This is a genomic window from Nocardia sp. NPDC005825 (genome assembly GCF_040630175.1).
Lineage (GTDB): Bacteria > Actinomycetota > Actinomycetes > Mycobacteriales > Mycobacteriaceae > Nocardia.
On sequence record NZ_JBEXXC010000007.1, the window covers coordinates 34,530 to 52,866 of the forward strand.

17 protein-coding genes are annotated in these 18,337 nt (G+C 68.8%); 11 read left to right on the forward strand and 6 right to left on the reverse strand.

What is annotated here, in order from left to right; all coding sequences use genetic code 11:
• Nucleotides 1-283 precede the first annotated feature (283 nt).
• Nucleotides 284-1,693, reverse strand: a complete 1,410-nt coding sequence (gene ramB / locus ABZ382_RS19990; protein ID WP_357090819.1) for an acetate metabolism transcriptional regulator RamB — start codon at nt 1,691-1,693, stop codon at nt 284-286.
• A gap of 105 nt (nt 1,694-1,798) precedes the next feature.
• Here ramB and ABZ382_RS19995 point away from each other — a divergent pair, with 105 nt between their 5' ends.
• Nucleotides 1,799-3,316, forward strand: a complete 1,518-nt coding sequence (locus tag ABZ382_RS19995) for an ATP-dependent DNA ligase (RefSeq protein ID WP_357090821.1) — start codon at nt 1,799-1,801, stop codon at nt 3,314-3,316.
• Between the two features lie 289 nt (nt 3,317-3,605).
• On the opposite strand, the gene ABZ382_RS20000 is transcribed toward ABZ382_RS19995, so the two are convergent.
• Nucleotides 3,606-4,046: a DUF4254 domain-containing protein gene (locus ABZ382_RS20000; RefSeq protein ID WP_357090823.1), complete on the reverse strand. Its 441-nt coding sequence runs from the start codon at nt 4,044-4,046 to the stop codon at nt 3,606-3,608.
• Between the two features lie 104 nt (nt 4,047-4,150).
• Between ABZ382_RS20000 and ABZ382_RS20005 the strand changes: the two genes are divergently transcribed.
• The 6 genes from ABZ382_RS20005 (at nt 4,151) to ABZ382_RS20030 (ending at nt 9,207) form a co-directional block, all read left to right on the forward strand.
• Nucleotides 4,151-5,095, forward strand: coding sequence for a hexose kinase (locus ABZ382_RS20005; protein WP_357090825.1), 945 nt, complete (start codon nt 4,151-4,153; stop codon nt 5,093-5,095).
• Nucleotides 5,096-5,232: 137 nt separating this feature from the next.
• Nucleotides 5,233-5,586, forward strand: coding sequence for a hypothetical protein (locus ABZ382_RS20010; RefSeq protein ID WP_357090827.1), 354 nt, complete (start codon nt 5,233-5,235; stop codon nt 5,584-5,586).
• 85 nt (nt 5,587-5,671) lie between these two features.
• Complete coding sequence (locus ABZ382_RS20015; protein WP_357090829.1) at nt 5,672-6,475, forward strand: ABC transporter ATP-binding protein; 804 nt, start codon at nt 5,672-5,674, stop codon at nt 6,473-6,475.
• A complete protein-coding gene (locus ABZ382_RS20020) occupies nt 6,472-7,224 on the forward strand; it encodes an ABC transporter permease subunit (RefSeq protein ID WP_357090831.1) in 753 nt (250 codons plus the stop codon). Before ABZ382_RS20015 ends, ABZ382_RS20020 begins: the two co-directional genes overlap by 4 nt.
• A complete protein-coding gene (locus tag ABZ382_RS20025) occupies nt 7,224-8,027 on the forward strand; it encodes an ABC transporter permease subunit (RefSeq protein ID WP_357090833.1) in 804 nt (267 codons plus the stop codon). Before ABZ382_RS20020 ends, ABZ382_RS20025 begins: the two co-directional genes overlap by 1 nt.
• Nucleotides 8,028-8,106: 79 nt before the next feature.
• Nucleotides 8,107-9,207, forward strand: coding sequence for an ABC transporter substrate-binding protein (locus tag ABZ382_RS20030; RefSeq protein ID WP_357090835.1), 1,101 nt, complete (start codon nt 8,107-8,109; stop codon nt 9,205-9,207).
• A gap of 15 nt (nt 9,208-9,222) precedes the next feature.
• On the opposite strand, the gene ABZ382_RS20035 is transcribed toward ABZ382_RS20030, so the two are convergent.
• The 3 genes from ABZ382_RS20035 to ABZ382_RS20045 form a co-directional block, all read right to left on the reverse strand.
• Nucleotides 9,223-10,248: an XdhC family protein gene (locus tag ABZ382_RS20035; RefSeq protein ID WP_357090837.1), complete on the reverse strand. Its 1,026-nt coding sequence runs from the start codon at nt 10,246-10,248 to the stop codon at nt 9,223-9,225.
• A 13-nt stretch (nt 10,249-10,261) separates the two neighbouring features.
• The gene (locus tag ABZ382_RS20040; protein ID WP_357090839.1) at nt 10,262-10,906 is read right to left on the reverse strand and encodes an NTP transferase domain-containing protein; all 645 of its coding nucleotides are present in this window, start codon (nt 10,904-10,906) and stop codon (nt 10,262-10,264) included.
• A 121-nt stretch (nt 10,907-11,027) separates the two neighbouring features.
• Complete coding sequence (locus tag ABZ382_RS20045) at nt 11,028-13,640, reverse strand: tetratricopeptide repeat protein (RefSeq protein ID WP_357090841.1); 2,613 nt, start codon at nt 13,638-13,640, stop codon at nt 11,028-11,030.
• A 279-nt stretch (nt 13,641-13,919) separates the two neighbouring features.
• Here ABZ382_RS20045 and ABZ382_RS20050 point away from each other — a divergent pair, with 279 nt between their 5' ends.
• A complete protein-coding gene (locus tag ABZ382_RS20050; protein ID WP_357090843.1) occupies nt 13,920-14,354 on the forward strand; it encodes a hypothetical protein in 435 nt (144 codons plus the stop codon).
• Nucleotides 14,351-14,563, forward strand: coding sequence for a hypothetical protein (locus ABZ382_RS20055; protein WP_357090845.1), 213 nt, complete (start codon nt 14,351-14,353; stop codon nt 14,561-14,563). Before ABZ382_RS20050 ends, ABZ382_RS20055 begins: the two co-directional genes overlap by 4 nt.
• Before the next feature lie 70 nt (nt 14,564-14,633).
• Here the strand turns inward: ABZ382_RS20055 and ABZ382_RS20060 are convergent, their stop codons facing one another.
• Complete coding sequence (locus ABZ382_RS20060; RefSeq protein ID WP_357090847.1) at nt 14,634-15,113, reverse strand: DUF1772 domain-containing protein; 480 nt, start codon at nt 15,111-15,113, stop codon at nt 14,634-14,636.
• A 517-nt stretch (nt 15,114-15,630) separates the two neighbouring features.
• Between ABZ382_RS20060 and aceA the strand changes: the two genes are divergently transcribed.
• Both aceA and ABZ382_RS20070 read left to right on the forward strand, forming a co-directional pair.
• Nucleotides 15,631-16,920, forward strand: coding sequence for an isocitrate lyase (gene aceA, locus ABZ382_RS20065; RefSeq protein ID WP_357090848.1), 1,290 nt, complete (start codon nt 15,631-15,633; stop codon nt 16,918-16,920).
• A gap of 406 nt (nt 16,921-17,326) precedes the next feature.
• Nucleotides 17,327-18,199, forward strand: a complete 873-nt coding sequence (locus tag ABZ382_RS20070; RefSeq protein WP_357090850.1) for a 3-hydroxybutyryl-CoA dehydrogenase — start codon at nt 17,327-17,329, stop codon at nt 18,197-18,199.
• The last annotated feature ends 138 nt before the right edge of the window (nt 18,200-18,337 follow it).

Sequence of the window (18,337 nt, forward strand, 5' to 3'; positions counted from 1 at the left end):
TGTTCGGCGACGTCGGCTGCGCCGCTTCCGAATACCGCCGCGTATACAGCGGCTGTATTCGTGGAACGAAAGGTAAACGTGAAGTGTTGCGCCGGAATGACTCTCGATTAATGTCCGATTTCCGATGTTGCCCGGGCGTGAAATTCTGCTCACCGCAGCATGATTCGGATCGTGCGGGTGAAGCATCGGTGCAGATCAGGCGGTATTTTGGGCGTCTGTCCGAGTGTTTTGACAGCTGGCAGTGGCGCGATGTGAGCGGTGAGGCGGCCTCGCCGCGGCGGCTCTACTGAATGATGTACGGCGAGATGGAGCTTCGGTGCTCGCTGATGTCCAGGGATTTGCCGAGGGGCGGGAAAGCGCGCTGCGGGCAGTTGGAGCGTTCGCAGACTCGGCAGCCCGCGCCGATCGGAGTTGCCTTGGGCTCGTTGAGGTCCAGGCCGTCGGCGTAGACGGTGCGGCCGGCGTGGCGGAGTTCGCAGCCGAGGCCGATAGCGAAGGTTTTGCTGGGTTCGCCGTAGCGGGTGGCGCGGCGTTCCACGGTGCGGGCCACCCACAGGTATTTGCGGCCGTCGGGCATTTGCGCGATCTGGGTCATGATCTTCGCGGGGTAGGCGAAGGTCTCGTAGACGTTCCACAGGGGGCAGGTGCCGCCGCTGGAGGAGAAATGGAAGCCGGTCGCGGACTGGCGTTTCGACATGTTGCCGGCGCGGTCCACGCGGACGAAGGAGAACGGGACGCCGCGGAGTTTGGGGCGCTGCAGGGTGGACAGGCGGTGGCAGATGGTCTCGTAGCTCTGCGTGAAGAAGGCCGACAGGCGTTCGATGTCGTAGCGGAAGTCCTCGGCCACCTCGTGGAAATGGGTGTACGGCAGGACGGTCGCGGCCGCGAAATAGTTGGCCAGACCCAGTTTCGCCAGCACGATCGACTCCTGGCTGGAGAAATTGCCCTCGGCCACCAGCTTTTCGATGAGGTCGCCGCATTCCAGGTAGGCGAGTTCGGCGGCGAGTTTGAAGACGCGCTGACCGCCGGAGAGATGCGGGGCGATTTCGAGGCGGCGGGCGATCGGATCGAAGCGGTGCAGGACGCCGTCGCCGAGGTCGATCCGCTCGACGATCTGGACGCCGTGGGCGTCGGCGAGACGGCGCGGGATCTCACGTTTCAGGTCGCCGCCGTGGAAACGCATGCGATGCGTGAGTTCCTCTGCGGCGGTGTCCAATTCATGAATGTAGTTCTGGCGCTGATAGAAGTAGTCGCGGACTTCCTCGTGCGGTTTCGAGATGGCGGCCGAACCGCTGCCGTCGGAGAACCGGTCCTCGGTGGCCGCGGCCAGCTGGGCGGTGGTGTTCCGATAGCGGCGGTGCATGTTCACCATGGCGCGCGCCAAGCCCGGATGGGCGGACACCATTTCGGCGATCTCCTGCGCGTCGGCCTCCACCCCGAGTTCCTGATCCATCACGACCTCCTGGAGTTCGGCGATGAGCCGGGTGTCGTCCTGGGAGGAGAAGAAGCCGGCGTCGACGCCGAAGACTTCGCTGATGCGCAGCAATACCGGTACGGTGAGCGGGCGCACGTCGTGTTCGATCTGATTGAGATAGCTAGCCGAGATCTCGAGCTTCTTGGCCAGCGAGACCTGACTCAAACCGCGCTCGGTGCGCAGCTGCCGCAGCCGCGCTCCGACGTAAGTCTTGGCCATGCGCCCAGTTTATTGGCGAATTCACATCCCTGCCAATCGCAGGATTAGCAGACCCGCTGAGCTGTGCGTCACACCGATGTCGGTAGCCCGGGATACCGTCGGGAAATGCTCTTGTCCGAAGTGGTCGAAGCATCAGCTGCCGTGCGGGCGACATCGTCCCGCAAGAACAAGATCAATATCTTCGCCGAGCTGCTGAAACAGGCCGAGGCGGGGGAGTTGGCGCAGGTCGTGGCGTGGCTGTCCGGCGAGCTGACCCAGGGTCGGATCGGCACCGGATGGCGGACCCTGACCGGGCTCGAGGTCGAGTCCGCGACCGTCCCCACCCTGGCCGTGGAAACTGTGGACAACTTCTTCGAGCAGCTTTCGGGGGTGAGCGGCGCGGGGTCGGCCGCCCGGCGGCAGGAGTTGCTGGCCACCCTGTTCGGGGCCGCCACCCGCGACGAGCACGATTTCCTGATCCGCCTGCTCACCGGGGAGATGCGGCAGGGGGCGCTGACCGCCATCGTCGCCGAAGCCGTGGCCGTCGCCTTCGACGTACCGATCGCCGCGGTCCGGCGGGCGCACATGCTGTCCGGACAGCTGCCGGTCACGGCGGTCGCGGCCCGCACCGGCGGCGCGGCGGCCCTGGAGGCGTTCCGGCTCCGGGTCGGGCGGGCCATCCAGCCCATGCTGGCCTCGCCCGGCGCCAGCCTCGAGGAGGCGGTGGCCGAATTCGACGGGCAGGTCAGCGTCGAGCACAAGATGGACGGCGCGCGCATCCAGGTGCACCGCGACGGCGATCAGGTGTGGGTGTTCACCCGAACGCTGCGTGAGATCACCGCGAGCGTTCCCGAATTGGTGGAACTGGTGCGGAAATTGGATTGCACCAGCGTGGTGCTCGACGGAGAAACATTGGCGCTCAATGACTCCGGGCGGCCGCGGCCATTCCAGGAGACCATGAGCCGCTTCGGCGCGACCGTCGCGCAGGAACTGCTGCTGCACCCGTATTTCTTCGACTGCCTGCATCTGAACGGGGAGGATCTGCTCGACGCGCCGTTGCGGGATCGCCGCCGGGCGCTCACCGAGGTGGCCGGGGGGCTCGGCATTCCGGCGCTCATCGCCCCCGATCCCGAGCGCGCCGCCGAGTATTTCGACGGTGCGCTCGCCGCGGGGCACGAAGGCATCATGATCAAATCTCTCGACGCCCCGTATGCGGCGGGCCGTCGCGGGCGGGCCTGGCAGAAGATCAAGCCCACCCACACTCTCGACCTGATCGTGCTGGGCGCGGAATGGGGATACGGCCGCCGCACCGGCTATCTGTCGAATCTCCATCTGGGCGCGCGAGATCCGCAGGGCGGGCCGCCGATCATGGTCGGCAAGACGTTCAAGGGCCTCACCGATGCCCTGCTGCATTGGCAGACCGGTGAATTCCCGCGCCACGAACGCGATCGCGACGCGAATACCGTCTATCTCCATCCGGAACTGGTGGTCGAGATCGCGTTGGACGGAGTGCAGACCAGTCCCCGCTATTCCGGTGGAGTCGCCCTCCGCTTCGCCCGGGTCGTTCGTTATCGCCCCGACAAGGAACCCCACCAGGCCGACACCATCGACACCATTCGGGCCCTGCTACCCGGGGCGAAATAGGGGCTTTTCCCCGAACCTTCCGGGCGTCGGTCCTCTCACAGGGGATTCACAGCTGAAACCTGGGTCGCTCCGAGATTCGTATCGCACGATTCGGTGGTCGAGCTTCGGCGGACGGTTGTCAGGTGACGGGTCGTCGCAGGAACTGCCACCGCAACTCCCACGCGGAATTCCCTGCACGCCCCGTGCCATCCGCCGGCTCGACGGTGGATTGCGCATGGTCCACCTGTGTGGCCGGTGGTGCCCCGCCCCCTCGCCGGGCACCGCCGGCCGCGGTCATGTCTCGCGGTGGTCAGGATTCGTAGTCGTGGGTGCCGGTGAGGTTCGGCAGCCGGCGGCGGCCGGCCGCGAGTTCGCCCGCGAGATCCTCGTAGGCGATGGCCAATTCGGTGAGCCGCTGGGCGGCGTCGAGCATGGCGGCGTCGGGCGACATGGCGAGGGACAGGTAGGCCAGTGCGGAGAACTGGGCCAGCCGGTCCACCACGGTGCCGACGGTCTCGGTGTGCAGGTGCGCGTCGCGGGCCGCCTTGGGCATCTCGGCCGCGACCCAGCAGTCGATGTCGTGCACCAGCCGGGCCCGGTCGTGGTCGATGCCGTGGGTGCCATCGGCGGAGGTGAGCCGCCGCTCGTGCAGGTCCGCGAGTAATCCGGCGCAGCGCAGTACCGGATGGTCGTCGGGGGGCAGGCCGCGGCAGGCCTGCAGCAGGAGGTGTTTCGGCGGGAGCGCATGCACGGCCGACATCCTGCCCGTCGAATGTCTCCGAACGGCAACGACATTCGGTGCCACATTGCTCTCCAGGGGTTGCATCCGGTGCCGTGACGTGCCGTGATGGTGGGGTGATCGTCACCGTGACCATGAACCCCGCCTACGACATGACCTACCGGGTGGAGCATTTCGAGCGTGGTCGCGCGCATCGGGTGCACTCGGTGGACCAGCGGCTGGGCGGGCGTGGCATCAATGTCACGCGGGTGCTCAACCAGCTCGGCAAGTACGCCCGCGCCACCGGGTTCTCGGATCACTCCTTCGCGGCCGCGGCGGAACTCGAGATGCCGGTGGACTTCGTGCACGCGCTGCCGTGGGTGCGGCGCACCGTGGTGATCAGCGAGTCCGACGACGGCACCGCGACCGCGCTGTGGGAGCCGGGGCCGCGGGTCACCGAGCCGCGCGCGGTGGATCAGTTGCGGGTGCGGGTGGCCGGGCTGCTCTCGGACATGAGCGGACTGGTCATCTCCGGGTCGCTGCCGGGCGGAGTGAGCGCGGGACTGCCGGCCGAGCTGGCCCGCACCGCCATCGCCCGGGGCGTGCCCACGGTCTGCGATTGTGACGGTCAGACACTGGAATTGGCGGCGCGGGTCCCGGGCATCGTGCTCACCCCGAATGTCGAGGAACTGGAACGGCTGACGGGACGCCCGGCAGGCACCGTCCCCGAGATCCTGGCGGCCGTGGAACCCCTGATCGCGGACGGTGTGGGCGCGGTGGTGGTGACCCGTGGCGGCGACGGCATGGTGGCGGTGACCCCGACCCGGGCCTGGACGGCCGCGCTGCCGAAGCCGCTGGCGGGCAACCCCACCGGGGCGGGGGACGCGGCGGTGGCGGCCATCATCGCGGCGCTGGCCGCCGAGGCCGCCCCCGATTGGCCGGTGCTGCTCGCCGACGCGGTCGCCACCTCGGCCGCGGCGGTGGTGATCCCGGTCGCGGGCGAGATCGACCGGGTGCTGCGGGACCGGCTGCTGCCCACCGTGCGGGTGCGGGAACTGGAGACGGTCGCGGTCCGGCCGTAGACCGCATCGGGCCCGCTGGGAAAACAGACCCGGCGGCGTGGTGGCCCGATCGGGGGATGGCTCGGGGTTACGTTGGGGGAGTGTCGGACCTGGAGACTCAACCCGATCGAGGGTCGGGTGTCGGGAATGGATATCGCATGCCGCGGGCGGTACGCGCGGCGCAGGTGCTCGCCGTGGGCATGGGCGGGCTGGGCGTGCTGTGCGTGGCGGCCTCGGGCTGGTTGATGGGTTCGACGGCGGCCATCGCGACGGGGGTGCCGTTCGTCCCGGCGCTGCTGCTCGGGCTGATGGGGTTGACCTTCCATTCCGAGGGCCAGGCGATCCGGGTCGGCGCGATCCTGGTGGCGGTGCTGAACATGTTCTGGACGGTGCCGTCGATCCTGGACGGGCGGCCGCCGGGTCCGCTGGGTCCGCTGGTGTCGCTGGTGGTGATCGTGCTGCTGTTCCGCCGCGAGGCGCGCGACTGGTTCGAGCCGTCGAGCTTTTGGTGACAGTTCCGGCCGCTCCGTAACAAGTCGGTCATCTGGTCTGTTCATTCGCAATCCGCCCGCAATTGCGGGCACCTACCGTGGCCCTATGAGTTCGGAAGTGGCCGCGGGGACGGGCATTCACATCAGCGGGCTGAGCAAGACCTTCCGATCGGGGCGGCGGACGGTGGCCGCCCTGGACGCGGTGGATCTGCACACCGAACAGGGCGCGTTCCTGTCGCTGCTGGGCCCTTCGGGCTGCGGCAAGTCCACGATCCTGCGGATTCTCGCGGATCTGGAGTCGCCGTCGGCGGGGACGGCGCGGATCAATGGCGAGACCCCGGCCGAGCTGCGGCGGCGGCATCAGTTCGGGATCGCCTTCCAGGATTCCGCGCTGTTGCCGTGGCGCAGTGTGGAATCCAATATCAAGCTGCCGTTGCAGGTGGCGGGCCTGCCGGTGGACAAGGCGCTGATCGCGGACCTGATCGCGCTGGTCGGGCTGGAGGGCTTCGAGAAGAGCAAGCCCGCGCAGCTGTCCGGCGGTATGCGGCAACGGGTTTCGATCGCCCGCGCGCTGGTGGTGAAGCCGACCATCCTGCTGCTCGACGAACCGTTCGGCGCACTCGACGACATGACCCGGCAGCGGCTGAATCTGGAACTGCTGCGCATCTGGACCGAGAAACCCGCCACCACCCTGATGGTCACGCACGGCATCGCCGAGGCCGTCTTCCTCTCCGACGTGGTGGCGGTGATGAGTCCGCGGCCGGGCCGGGTGGTGGAGATCGTCGAGATCGATCTGCCGCGCCCCCGCACCCCGGAGATGATGCGCACCCCCGAATTCCACAAGCTGCACGACTACCTGTCGGAGCTGCTGTTCGGGCGCAGCGGGCACGGAGGGGTGGCGACGGAATGAACCGCCTGACCCGAATCGGCGGCGCGGCGGGCATTCTCGCGCTGCTCCTGCTGTGGACCCTGCTGGCCGAGCTCCGCGTCGCGGGCGGCACGGTGCCCAGCCCGTGGACGGTGCTGCGCACCATGTACACCGACGGCTGGGCGCTCTACGGGCCGAACTTCCGGATCACCGCGTGGGGCGCGCTGCAGGGCTTCGCGTGGGGGAACGGGCTGGCGATCGCGCTCGCGGTGCTGGTGGTGCTGATCCCGCCGATCGAAATGCTGGTCACCCAGCTGGCCATCCTCAGTTACTGCACGCCGCTGCTGGCGCTGGGGCCGATCATCCTGGTGGTGTTCGGCGGCCGCACGCCCACGGTGTTCCTGGCGGCCATGTATTGCTTCTTCACCACCATGGTCGGGACGGTCTCGGGCCTGCGGTCGGCCGACCCCACCGGGCTGGATCTGGTGCGCGCCTACGGCGGCGGCCGCTGGCAGCGACTGTGGCGGGTGCAGCTGATCGCGGCACTGCCGAACACCCTGGCGGCCTTGAAGATCGCCGCCCCGTCCGCGGTGCTGGGCGCGATCATCGGCGAGTACCTGGGCGGCGTGGACAGCGGCATCGGGGTGGCGCTGACCGCCGCGCAGACCGCCTACAACGTGCCGCGCACCTGGGGCATGGCGCTGGCCGCGGCCGCGCTGGCCGGGCTCGGCTACGCGATCGTGGCGCTGGTGGCCCGGATCGCGGTGCCGTGGACGCGAGCGGAGGCGTGATGAGAACCCTGACCGTGCTGCGTCCGATCGGCAGATTCCTGCTGCCGCTGCTGGTTTCGCTGATCCTGCTGGTGGCGCTGTGGTACGGCTTCCTGAAGCTGTATCCGCAGGTCGGGCTGGTCGGCAAGAGTCCGGGCGAGGTGTGGCGGTACCTGGTCACCGGGCCCACCTCCGAGTCCGCCCGCGCGGTCGTCTTCGGCGAACTGCGGATCACGCTGCGGGACGCGACGATCGGGTTCGGTTCCGGGATGGGCGCGGCGCTGCTGGTGGCCGCGGTGTTCGTGGGCGTCCCGGCGGTGGCGCAGGCGTTCATGCCGGTCGCCATGCTGCTGCGGTCGGTGCCGCTGGTCGCGATCACCCCGATCATCGTCCTGGTGTTCGGCCGCGGGGTGCTGGGCGTCACCGTCATGGCGGCGATCGTGGTGTTCTTCCCGGCGCTGGTGATGATCATGACCGGCTTGCGGTCCGCGCCCCGGCAGGCCACCGAACTCGTGGTGGCCTACGGGGGTTCGCACTGGACGGCGCTGCGCATGGTGGCATTGCCCGCCGCGTTGCCTTCGGTGTTCGCGGCGGCGCGAATCTCGGTGCCGGGCGCGCTCATCGGGGCACTGCTCGGCGAATGGCTGGGTAGCGGAACAGGTTTGGGCGCGGGGCTGATCCGCGCCATTCCCACGTTCCAGTACAACCGGTTGTGGGCCTCGATCGCGCTGGTCACGGTGGTGTCGGTGGTGGCCTACGCGGTGGTCGGCGTATTGGAGAACCTGGTGCTGGCGCGTTTCTCGCCGCGCACGGGACGGGATTGAGCACACGAGTTAACGCGGCGCATACAAATACGTTGGTCAAAGCAAAAAATCGGAAATCGAAACCGCCTACATTCGCCGCATGAGTGGTTTGTTCCGGCCGGTTCCGGCCGCGCAGTTGTCCATGGGCCGTCGCTCCTTCTTCCGCTACGCCGGGCTGGCCGGTGCGGCGGTGAGTGCGGCGGGGGTGCTCGCCGCCTGCGGAAAGGACTCGTCGGGCGGCGGGAACGGCAGTGTCGCCGACGGTTCCAAGTTCGGGACCGTGGCGGTGCAGTTGTCCTGGCTGAAGAACATCGAATTCGCGGGGGAGTATTTCGCCGATTCCAAGGGCTATTACAAGGACGCCGGATTCGGGTCGGTGAATCTGATCGCGGGCGGCGCGGCCAGCACCTCGGTGGAGGCCGGGCTCGGCACCGGCAAGATCTGGATCGGCATGTCCGCGCCGCAGACCACCGCGCCCGCCATTCTGGAGGGTCTGCCCGCCAAGATCGTCGGCACCACGTATCAGAAGAACCCCTTCTGCATCGTGAGCGCCGCGAACAAGCCGATCCGCAGCCCGCAGGACATGAAGGGCCGCAAGATCGGGGTGCAGGACACCAATCAGCTGATCTTCAACGCGCTGCTCGCCGCCAACAACATGTCACCGGGCGACGTCACCGTGGTGCCCGCGCAATACGATCCGACGCCGCTGGCCAACGGCGAGGTGGACGGCTGGGTCAGCTACGCCACCAATGAGCCGATCACCCTGGCGTCCAAGGGATTCCAGAACATCAACTTCCTGTTCGCCGATTTCGGGCTGCCGCTGGTCGCGGAGACGCTGACCGTGCACCAGAAGACCATCGACACCGAGCGCGAGAAGCTGAAGGCGTTCCTGATGGCGGAGGTGAAGGGTTGGAAGGACGCTGTCGCGAACCCCGGCGAGGCGGCGCGGCTGGCCGTGGAGGTGTACGGCAAGGACCAGCGGCTGGAACTGAAGGAACAGTCGCTCGAGGCGATGGCGCAGAACGATCTGGTGGTGTCCGCGAACACCAAGGCCAACGGCCTGTTCACCATGACCGACGAGCTCATCGCGCAGAACATCGCGGCGCTCGGCAAGTCCAAGATCGACATCAAGGCCGAGCAGCTGTTCGACCTGTCGGTGCTGAAGGAGATGTTCGCCGAGCACCCGGAATTGAAGCAGTAGACCGGGACCGGGGGGTCAGCGCGCCAGTTGCACGTGGCGCCGGCCCCCACCCGGCGAGGTGGACAGCGGCTCGGCCGACCTGCCGTTGCGGACCGCCAGCAGTTCCGCGGTGATCGAGACGGCGGTCTCGGCCGGGGTGCGCGCCCCGATGTCCAGGCCCGCCGGGGAGTGCAGGCGGGCGAGGGTCTCGTCGCTGAAACCACCCGCCTGCAGGGCCTCCAGTCGATGCCCGTGCGACGCCGGGGTACCCAGGGCGGCCAGATACCCCAGCTCGGGTAGTCGCAAAGCGACTGTGAGCAAAGGGATTTCGAACTTCGGGTCGTGCGAGAGCACCACCATGGCGGTATCGCGATCGATCTCGCCGGCCGAGGCCAGGGTGTTGAGATAGCGGTGCGGCCAGTCGACCACCACCTCGCAGCCGGGATAGGCGGTCGAGTTGGCGAAGGTCGGCCGGGCGTCGACGATGGTGATCCGGTAGCCCAGCATCCGGGCCTGGGTGGCCAGTGCGCTCGCGAAAGCATTGGCCCCCACCAGGATCAGATGCGGCGGGCGGGCGAACGAGGACACGAACACGTCGGAGTCGGGGAGCGATACCAGCTCGGTGCCGTGCTTGCGGTCGGTGATGAGGTGCTGCCCGATCACGTCCGGATCCGAATGCCAGACCACGGTGAACAGCGTGACCTGACGCTGCGCGTCGATATCCGCCGCGATATCCGGGAATTCCGGAAAGTGCCTGCGCGAGAACGGTTCCGTGAAGACGTCGAGGGTGCCGACGCAGTCCATCTGGGCGTCCAGGCCGCTGCCCGGACCGAACCGCTGCAGCCCGCGCCGGCCGGTGCGCGCCGACTCCGCGGCCGCCTCGTACGCGGCGGCCTCGGCGCAGCCCGCCGAGATGGATCCGAAGGCCCGGCCGTCGGCGTCGACCACCATGGCCGAACCGATCGGCACCGGCGTGGCGCCCTGTGCCCGAACGAGAGTGGCCAGCCCTCCGGTCCGACCGCTGTGCCACACCCGAAGAAGGTCGTCGATGATTTCCCGCATCACATGCTCCCGCTCACAGTGCGCTGCCCGCCGGATAATCCCGATCGACCCCCGTAGCGAGGTCATCGCACGTGACGCACACCATATCCGCTCGTTCTCGTAAATAAGTGCCCGCCCCCGAATTTCCCTCCGCGCTCGCGCGGACCCCCGCCCAGTGCGCGCGCCCCAGCACCACCGGATGACCCGGGACCGACCCGAAGAACGCGCGCGCCACTCGGCTCTCGCTCGCCCGCGCCGCCGCGATCACCCGCGCCACCACCGCGGGGCCGACGTCCGGCGTGTCCACCGGCATGATGGCCACGAACTCGGCGGGGGCGGCCGCCGGGGAGCCCGCGGTGATCCCGGGCGCGGCCGCCGCCGCCAGGCCCGCACGGGTCGACGCGCTCAGTCCGAGGTCCCAGTCCTCGACCCAAATGGGTTGCACGCCTTCGGGAATCGCTATGCCCGAGGTTTGCGTCACCAGCCAGCCGCCGTCCGGCGCCCGATACACGGGTCCGGTCGCGCCCAGCACCACGACGATCCGTTCGCAGCCGCCGTCCCGCAGCGCCCGCACCGCCCCGCGCAGCCACGCGCCACCCTCGGCCAGCACTTTCGGCATGCCATATCGCCGACCGGCACCGGCCGCGAGCAGAATTCCATCGCAGCGTTCGGGACTCACGCGAGCAGGGTAATCCCGCCCGCGCGGGTTCGCTGGCCAAGTGACCAGAAGGGTAGCCCGACCGGCCCGCCGCACATCGGACCAGATGGGACGGTGCGGGCCGGACCGATGGGCCGCGCGGTCACGCGCCGAGCGCGGTCAGCGTCTGCTGGACCTTCAGCAGGCGGGCGGGATCGATGCCCTCGCAGAGGGTGCGGGCCTTCTCCAGATAGACCTGCGCCAGGGCCGGGTTGTCGGCGCGGCGTTCGAGCTCGCCGAGCGCCCACCACGCGGCCGCCTCGCCGCCCGCGTCGGACATGCCGCGGGTGAGGGCGCGCGATTCCTCGTATTTGATGCGGGCGGCGTCGAATTCGCCGCGGTTGCGGTGGATGTGGCCGAAGCCGCGCAGGGTGTCGATCTGGAGCAGGGTGTCCGGGATCTCCTTGCTGATCCGGTAGGCCTCCTCGAACAGCGTCCAGGCCTCGTCCAGGTCGCCGCGCAGACCCGCGATCCCGCCCAGCCCCCACACCGACCAGCCCTCGCAGTAGCCGTCCCCGATCCGCTGCGCGATGGCGTGCGCCCGGTGGTAGTACTCGTCGCCCGCGGCGTACCGCTCGCTGAGCCGCTCGATATGGCCGAGCTCGCGCAGGGCGTCGCACTCCAGATGCAGGTCATCGAGCGAATGCGCGATGCGCAGGACCTGCCGGACCGCGTCGCGGGCGGCATCGCGGCGATCCTGGTGACGCAGCGCGGCGGCATGCCAGAGCAGGGCGCGGGCGGTGCGGGCATGATCGCCGATATCCTCGGCCAGCCGCCGGGCGTGCTCGAAACAGACCGCGGCCCTGGAGTATTCGCGCACCGTCTTGAGCAGGTGACCGAGGCCGTACCAGGCGTCGCATTCGGCGGTCCGGTCGCCGATGGCGTGATTGATCGAGGTGGCGAGCTCGAACATGCTGCGGCTCTCGGCCAGATAGCCCAGGGTGGCGAGCTGCCCGGCCAGCAGATCGGCGAACCGCGCGGTATCCGAGGTGCGTTCGGCGGTGCGGGCGCAGGCCAGCATGGTGCCCAGCCGCTCCTCGAACCACAGCCGGGCCTGCATGACGGCCATGTTCGGATTGCGGAAGTCGCGGCCCGCGTGCGGATGCACGGTGTCGAAGGGGCGCGGTTTCCCGATACCGCCGGCCGTCTCCAGATAGTGCCCGAGCAGGCGGCCCAGCGCGGCCCCGTGCTCGCCGGGCAGGCTCTCCGCGTCGGCGCGGCAGCGGGCGTAGAGGTGCAGCAGATTGTGCATCCGATACCGCTGATGACCCGGACGACTGGCGAGCTGATCGATCATCCCGTCCTCGAAGACCCGCTGCAGCAGGCGTTTCGCGGCCGAGTCCTCGGCCTGCGCCATGGCCGCGAAATCATCGGAGGACACCGTCGAACTCGGGAACCAGCCGAGCAGCCGCACCGCGCGCCGCGCCTCCTCGTCGCGGAGCCGGGCATACGAGAGGGCGAAGGCGTCGCGCATGGACTCGTCCTCGGCGGAGAACTTGTCGAGGATCAGCTCCGCGGGGCACATGCCCACGCTCGGCCCGGTCGCGGGCAGCGTCACCAGGGTGCTCAGGGCGTCGAGGTCGTCACGCAGGTCCGCCAACAGACCCGGCCGGCGGCTGATCCGGCCCGCCACCAAGCGGATCGGCAGCGGCAGCCCGCCCGCCACCTCCACGATCCGGCGAGCCGCCGCGGAGTCGTAGCCCGCACCCAGATTGCCCAGCGTGGCCAGCATCTCCTCGGCCTCGTCCGGGCCCAGCGGCTCCAGCTCCAGCTGATTGACCCGCACCATGCCGGTCAGCGGACGCCGGCTGGTGATCACCACGAAGCAGCTCGGCGACTGCGGCAGCAACGGCCGGATCTGCTTGCTCTCCAGCACATCGTCGAACACCACGAGCAGCCGCCGCCCCGCGGTCTCCCGTTGCCACAGCTGCGCCAACCGGCCCTGATCGGCCCGCAGCGGCGGCCGCACCCCCAGCTGGCTCAGGCCCGCCGCCAGCAGCCGGGACGCGCTGTTCGCGCCCGCCTCCCGATCGTGACTGCGCATCCCCAGCCACACCGCGCCGTCCGGGAAGCGGTCGGCGAACTTGGCCACCAGCTGCCGGGTGAAGGCGGTCTTGCCCACCCCGGCGACACCCGTGATCAGCTGCGCGCGGGAGTCGCCCAGGAAATGCAGGTCGACCCGGCGGCGCATCTCCTCCAGGGGATGGCGGCGCCCGATGAAGGTCGTCGAATCCGCTGTCGGCACGTACAGCTGCCCGGCCCCGGTCCGATTGAGCCCCAGGCGTTCCCGCGCGGACTGATAGGCGCGGCGATCGTCCGGCGACAGGTGCGCCAGATCCTCGATGTCGACCAGCCGGTCCCAGGTGGTGTTGTACACCAGCGCGAGCAGCTCCAGCGTGTGCAGCGCGGGCGCCCGATAGCCGTACCCCTCCGGCGTGCGGGCGGGCCACTTCTCGATCTCGCACAGCCGGCTGTTCTTCATCCGCGGCTCCCGATGGCCATCCGGATCCACCAGGGGCGCAAGCTGATTGAACCGCTCCGCCGCCTGCCGCTGATTGAGGCCCTTGGCCTTGCGCCACGCCGTCCGCGGCCGCAGCCCCCGCCGCAGCAGCTCGACGGCCAGTGGCTCCACCAAGGTCTGCTCGCTCAGGCCGAGCGCCCGCAGCGAACGGCCGAGCCGGGCGATCTCCTGCGAGGAAGCGGCGGTCGACTCCATCGGGGCACCTCCTCGACCGCCCGCCATCGCCCGGCAATCGGTGAACCGGGCGTATTCGCTTGGCGGACAGCTGTATTCGCTATCGACGGTAGCGAAGAAATCCGGGGCCGGGCGGGAAACTTCCGGACCCGGGCCCACTCTCGGCGCAGGTCGGAGCCGGTTCGGGCCGGGAAGAAACGGCGGGACATCGCGGTACGGGGACGGCGGCCCGCGGACGGTCCAATGGAAGCGTCGGGCAATGCCGGGACGGGGCGGGTCCGAGTGGAACGGAGGATCGGGATGGCCGTATGGGAAAACGAGTGGCTGATCACCTCGGACGTCGCTCACGAGGTGGCGTTCCGGGTGGATGTGCCCGAGCCGGGGCGGGGACGGTGGGTGCTCTCGTATCTGCCCACGACGCGGCGTCTGACCAGGGAGGAGGCGCTGGCGGGAGTTCGGCTCGCGGAGCTGGTCCTGCTCGGATTCTCCGGTCCCGCGGGGGAATTCGACGCCGAATCGGCGACACTGCACGCCGCGCTGATCGGGCTCGGCCTCACCGACGCCATGTGCCTGCTCGCGCTGCGCGACACCGGCGGCGCGGCGGAGACGGAGCCGCGCCAGGAGCGCGGGCCACGGGCGCGGCGGCCGATCGAGCGATGCCATCCCCGGTCCCCGGAGGGCCGCGAACTGACCGCCGGTGTCCGGAATCGGCCGGGGCGGGAGGCGATCCGATGATCATCTACGTCGGCGGGCTCGGCATGTACGTGCCGTTCCCGCGCCGGATCCACGCCGGGTGGTTCGCCATCGGCTGCGCCGCGGTGCTGATGTTCGCCGTCACCGTCATGCTCGTGGTGGCGACCAGTTGCGGGACCCGGGTCTCCACCGAGCCCGGCCCGCCGCCCACCCCGCCACCCGTGGCGCTCACCGAGCGGTCGACGGGCTGAGGGGTGCCCGCCGGAAACACGAGGCCCCGCACCGGATTCGGTGCGGGGCCTCGCGTGTGTGGGGGTGCGGTCAGAACAGGGCGAGGGCGGCGATCAGGCCGGACAGGGCGATGGTCTGCAGGGCGACCCGGGCATTGAGGATGCTGTCCCACTTGTCCTGCAGCGCACGGGCATCGGCGGGGATGACGCCGGTCCGCGCGGCCTCGGTCTGCGCGGTGTTGATCGGCTTGGCGATGAGGACGTAGCAGGCCAGCCAGGTGAGCAGGGCGGCGAGCGCGAGTCCGGCGGCGACCGCGGCGGCGGCCTGTCCGGCGGCGATCGCGCAGCCGAGGGCGAGGACGGCGGTGATGACGCCGCCGGCGCCGAAGATCGGCATGCGCTTGTCGCCGTAGTAGTGGCCCCAGCCGGCGCTGATGGTGACGGTCGCGTCGTCGAGGTGGTCGCGGTAGACGGACCGGGTAATGAGGGCGACGGACCAGTCGGTTCCGTAGACGACGGCGTTGGCGAGGATCGCGAGGGCGACGAGGATCTGGCCGGTCAGGATGAACATCGGGGGCCTCTTTCGGCTGAAATCTAGCGGTGCTAGGAACTGAAGCAACGATAACAACACGGTGGCTAGATTGTCTAGCGATGCTAGAAATTTGTCTCCCAGTCGACCGAACGGTCTGAAAATCGGACCCCGGTGGCATGCCTCACAACAACCAAGATCACACTGTGCTGTGAAGGTGCTCACATCTGGACGGCCATCGGCGCGTCATGCACCGGTGGCCCGCATCACCCAAACAGTACGGGCGTTATGCAAAACTGCACGTCAGCGCTACCGGCGAGTAGATTCCACCGCTGCTATTAACAGGCAAATTTTGCAGGCTTAGCAAGATGCCGGTGAAAGCTAGCGGGGATTCACACTTGCAACAGGTAGACGGACATTTTTTCCTGTGCCATCGTGTGGAAGTACACCTCGCGGGCCTAGCAAGTCTGCAAATTGCCGCTCCAGCAGTGGTCGAACATCCCCCCGGGGAATTCGACCGGCGGGGCTACCGAGACCGAACGAAGAAGTGGAGTCAGAGATGTCGAAGGTCGGCACCCCGAAGACCGCTGCGGAGATCCAGCAGGATTGGGACACCAACCCCCGCTGGAAGGGCATCACCCGCAACTACACCGCCGAGCAGGTCGTGAAGCTGCAGGGCACCGTCGTCGAGGAGCACACCCTCGCCCGCCGTGGTGCCGAGATCCTGTGGGATCTCGTCAACAACGAGGACTACATCAACTCCCTGGGCGCCCTCACCGGTAACCAGGCCGTGCAGCAGGTCCGCGCGGGCCTCAAGGCCATCTACCTGTCCGGTTGGCAGGTCGCCGGTGACGCGAACCTCTCCGGCCACACCTACCCGGACCAGTCGCTGTACCCGGCCAACTCGGTTCCGGCCGTGGTGCGTCGCATCAACAACGCGCTGCTGCGCGCCGACGAGATCGCCAAGGTCGAGGGTGACACCTCGGTCGCCAACTGGCTGGCCCCGATCGTCGCCGACGCCGAGGCCGGCTTCGGTGGCGCGCTGAACGCCTACGAGCTGCAGAAGGCCATGATCGCCTCCGGCGCGGCCGGCGTGCACTGGGAGGACCAGCTGGCCTCCGAGAAGAAGTGTGGCCACCTGGGCGGCAAGGTGCTGATCCCCACCCAGCAGCACATCCGCACCCTGACCTCCGCGCGTCTGGCCGCCGACGTCGCCGACGTGCCGTCGGTGATCATCGCCCGCACCGACGCCGAGGCCGCCACCCTCATCACCTCCGATGTGGACGAGCGCGACCGCGAGTTCCTGGACGGCACCCGCACCGCCGAGGGCTTCTTCGGTACCCGCAACGGCATCGACCCCTGCATCGCGCGTGCCAAGGCCTACGCCCCCTACGCCGACCTCATCTGGATGGAGACCGGCGTGCCGGACCTCGAGGTCGCGCGCAAGTTCGCCGAGTCGGTGCGCAGCGAGTTCCCGGACCAGCTGCTGGCCTACAACTGCTCGCCGTCCTTCAACTGGAAGGCGCACCTGGACGACGCCACCATCGCGAAGTTCCAGCGTGAGCTGGGCGCCATGGGCTTCAAGTTCCAGTTCATCACCCTGGCCGGCTTCCACTCGCTGAACTACGGCATGTTCGACCTGGCGCACGGCTACGCCCGCGAGGGCATGACCGCGTTCGTCGACCTGCAGGAGCGCGAGTTCAAGGCCGCCGCCGAGCGTGGCTTCACCGCCGTCAAGCACCAGCGTGAGGTCGGCGCCGGCTACTTCGACACCATCGCCACCACCGTCGACCCCAACACCAGCACCGCTGCGCTGAAGGGCTCGACCGAAGAGGGCCAGTTCCACTGAGCTGACCCGCCTCTCCGCGCCTTTGCGGGCGGCAGAGAGCCGTTGGCCGGGGCGACCCGGCCCGCGGTTGGGTACCGAACCAATTCTGGGCGTACCCGGTGAGTTACCCGGACCTCACGAAATCAGTTGTCGCCTTTGGCAACTGACCGAGGACAAACCTCGGGGCGGCAGTCGCATCACAACTTCGGCCGCCCCCGAGGACCCGGAACCCCGCTGGGAGGGGATGGCAAGCCCCCTCCCAGCGGAGTTCATACGCCCTTCCCGTCGACAGCCCCGGCGGGGAGGGCATTTTCCTATAGCGTTTTTTGCAAGACCAGTTTGTCGAGACCTTACGAAGGCGCAGGGTCGTTCAGTTATACGACGCCTTCATCCATAGCCACGACGGCCAAAGAGCAGGAGCGGGACCGTGAGCACAGAGAAGATTCAGCGCGTCGGCATCATCGGCGCGGGACAGATGGGTGCGGGCATCGCAGAGGTCTGCGCCCGGGCACATGTCGATGTCCTCGTGTTCGAGCAGACCCGCGAACTCGCCGCCGCCGGCCGCGCCCGCATCCTGCGGTCGCTGGACCGCGGGGTGTCCAGCGGCAAGATCACCGAGCGTGAGCGCGAGCAGGCCGCCTGGCGGCTGCGCTTCACCAGCGACCTCGGCGACTTCGCCGACCGCCAGCTGGTGGTCGAGGCCGTCGTGGAGAACGAGGACGTGAAGACCGCGATCTTCAGCGAACTCGACAAGGTCGTCACCGACCCCAACGCGGTGCTGGCCTCCAACACCTCCTCCATTCCGATCATGAAGATCGCCGTGGCGACCAACAACCCGGAGCGGGTGGTCGGCATGCACTTCTTCAACCCGGTGCCGGTGCTGCCGCTCGTCGAGCTGGTCACCACCCTCAAGACCACCGAGACCGTCACCAAGCGCGCCGAGCAGTTCGCCGCCGACGTGCTGGGCAAGCAGGTCGTGCGCTCCGCCGACCGCTCCGGTTTCGTGGTCAACGCGCTGCTGGTGCCCTACCTGCTCTCGGCCATCCGGATGGTCGAATCCGGTTTCGCCACCAAGGAAGACGTCGACAAGGCCATGGTGCTGGGCTGTGCCCACCCGATGGGCCCGCTGGCGCTGACCGACCTGGTCGGCCTCGACACCGTGAAGTCCATCGCCGACTCCATGTACTCGGAGTTCAAGGAGCCGCTCTACAGCGCGCCGCCGCTGCTGATGCGCATGGTCGAAGCGGGTCTCCTCGGTAAGAAGGCCGGAGCGGGCTTCTACCAGTACAACCGCGGCTAGCCCGCCTCTCCGCGTACTCAGCGGGCGGCTGAGAGCCGTCGCCGTCGGCAACCCGTGCCGGCGGTTGGGTGCCGAACCGATTGTGGACGTCCCCGGTGAGTTACCCGCATCTCGCGAGATCAGTCGTCGCGGGGGCGG

Coding starts and splice junctions, on each gene's coding strand:
- ramB (WP_357090819.1), bottom strand. CDS start 1,693: ATGGCCAAGACTTACGTCGGAGCGCGGCTGCGGCAGCTGCGCACCGAG.
- ABZ382_RS19995 (WP_357090821.1), top strand. CDS start 1,799: ATGCTCTTGTCCGAAGTGGTCGAAGCATCAGCTGCCGTGCGGGCGACA.
- ABZ382_RS20010 (WP_357090827.1), top strand. CDS start 5,233: ATGCCGCGGGCGGTACGCGCGGCGCAGGTGCTCGCCGTGGGCATGGGC.
- ABZ382_RS20015 (WP_357090829.1), top strand. CDS start 5,672: ATGAGTTCGGAAGTGGCCGCGGGGACGGGCATTCACATCAGCGGGCTG.
- ABZ382_RS20020 (WP_357090831.1), top strand. CDS start 6,472: ATGAACCGCCTGACCCGAATCGGCGGCGCGGCGGGCATTCTCGCGCTG.
- ABZ382_RS20025 (WP_357090833.1), top strand. CDS start 7,224: ATGAGAACCCTGACCGTGCTGCGTCCGATCGGCAGATTCCTGCTGCCG.
- ABZ382_RS20030 (WP_357090835.1), top strand. CDS start 8,107: ATGAGTGGTTTGTTCCGGCCGGTTCCGGCCGCGCAGTTGTCCATGGGC.
- ABZ382_RS20035 (WP_357090837.1), bottom strand. CDS start 10,248: ATGCGGGAAATCATCGACGACCTTCTTCGGGTGTGGCACAGCGGTCGG.
- ABZ382_RS20045 (WP_357090841.1), bottom strand. CDS start 13,640: ATGGAGTCGACCGCCGCTTCCTCGCAGGAGATCGCCCGGCTCGGCCGT.
- ABZ382_RS20050 (WP_357090843.1), top strand. CDS start 13,920: ATGGCCGTATGGGAAAACGAGTGGCTGATCACCTCGGACGTCGCTCAC.
- ABZ382_RS20055 (WP_357090845.1), top strand. CDS start 14,351: ATGATCATCTACGTCGGCGGGCTCGGCATGTACGTGCCGTTCCCGCGC.
- ABZ382_RS20060 (WP_357090847.1), bottom strand. CDS start 15,113: ATGTTCATCCTGACCGGCCAGATCCTCGTCGCCCTCGCGATCCTCGCC.
- aceA (WP_357090848.1), top strand. CDS start 15,631: ATGTCGAAGGTCGGCACCCCGAAGACCGCTGCGGAGATCCAGCAGGAT.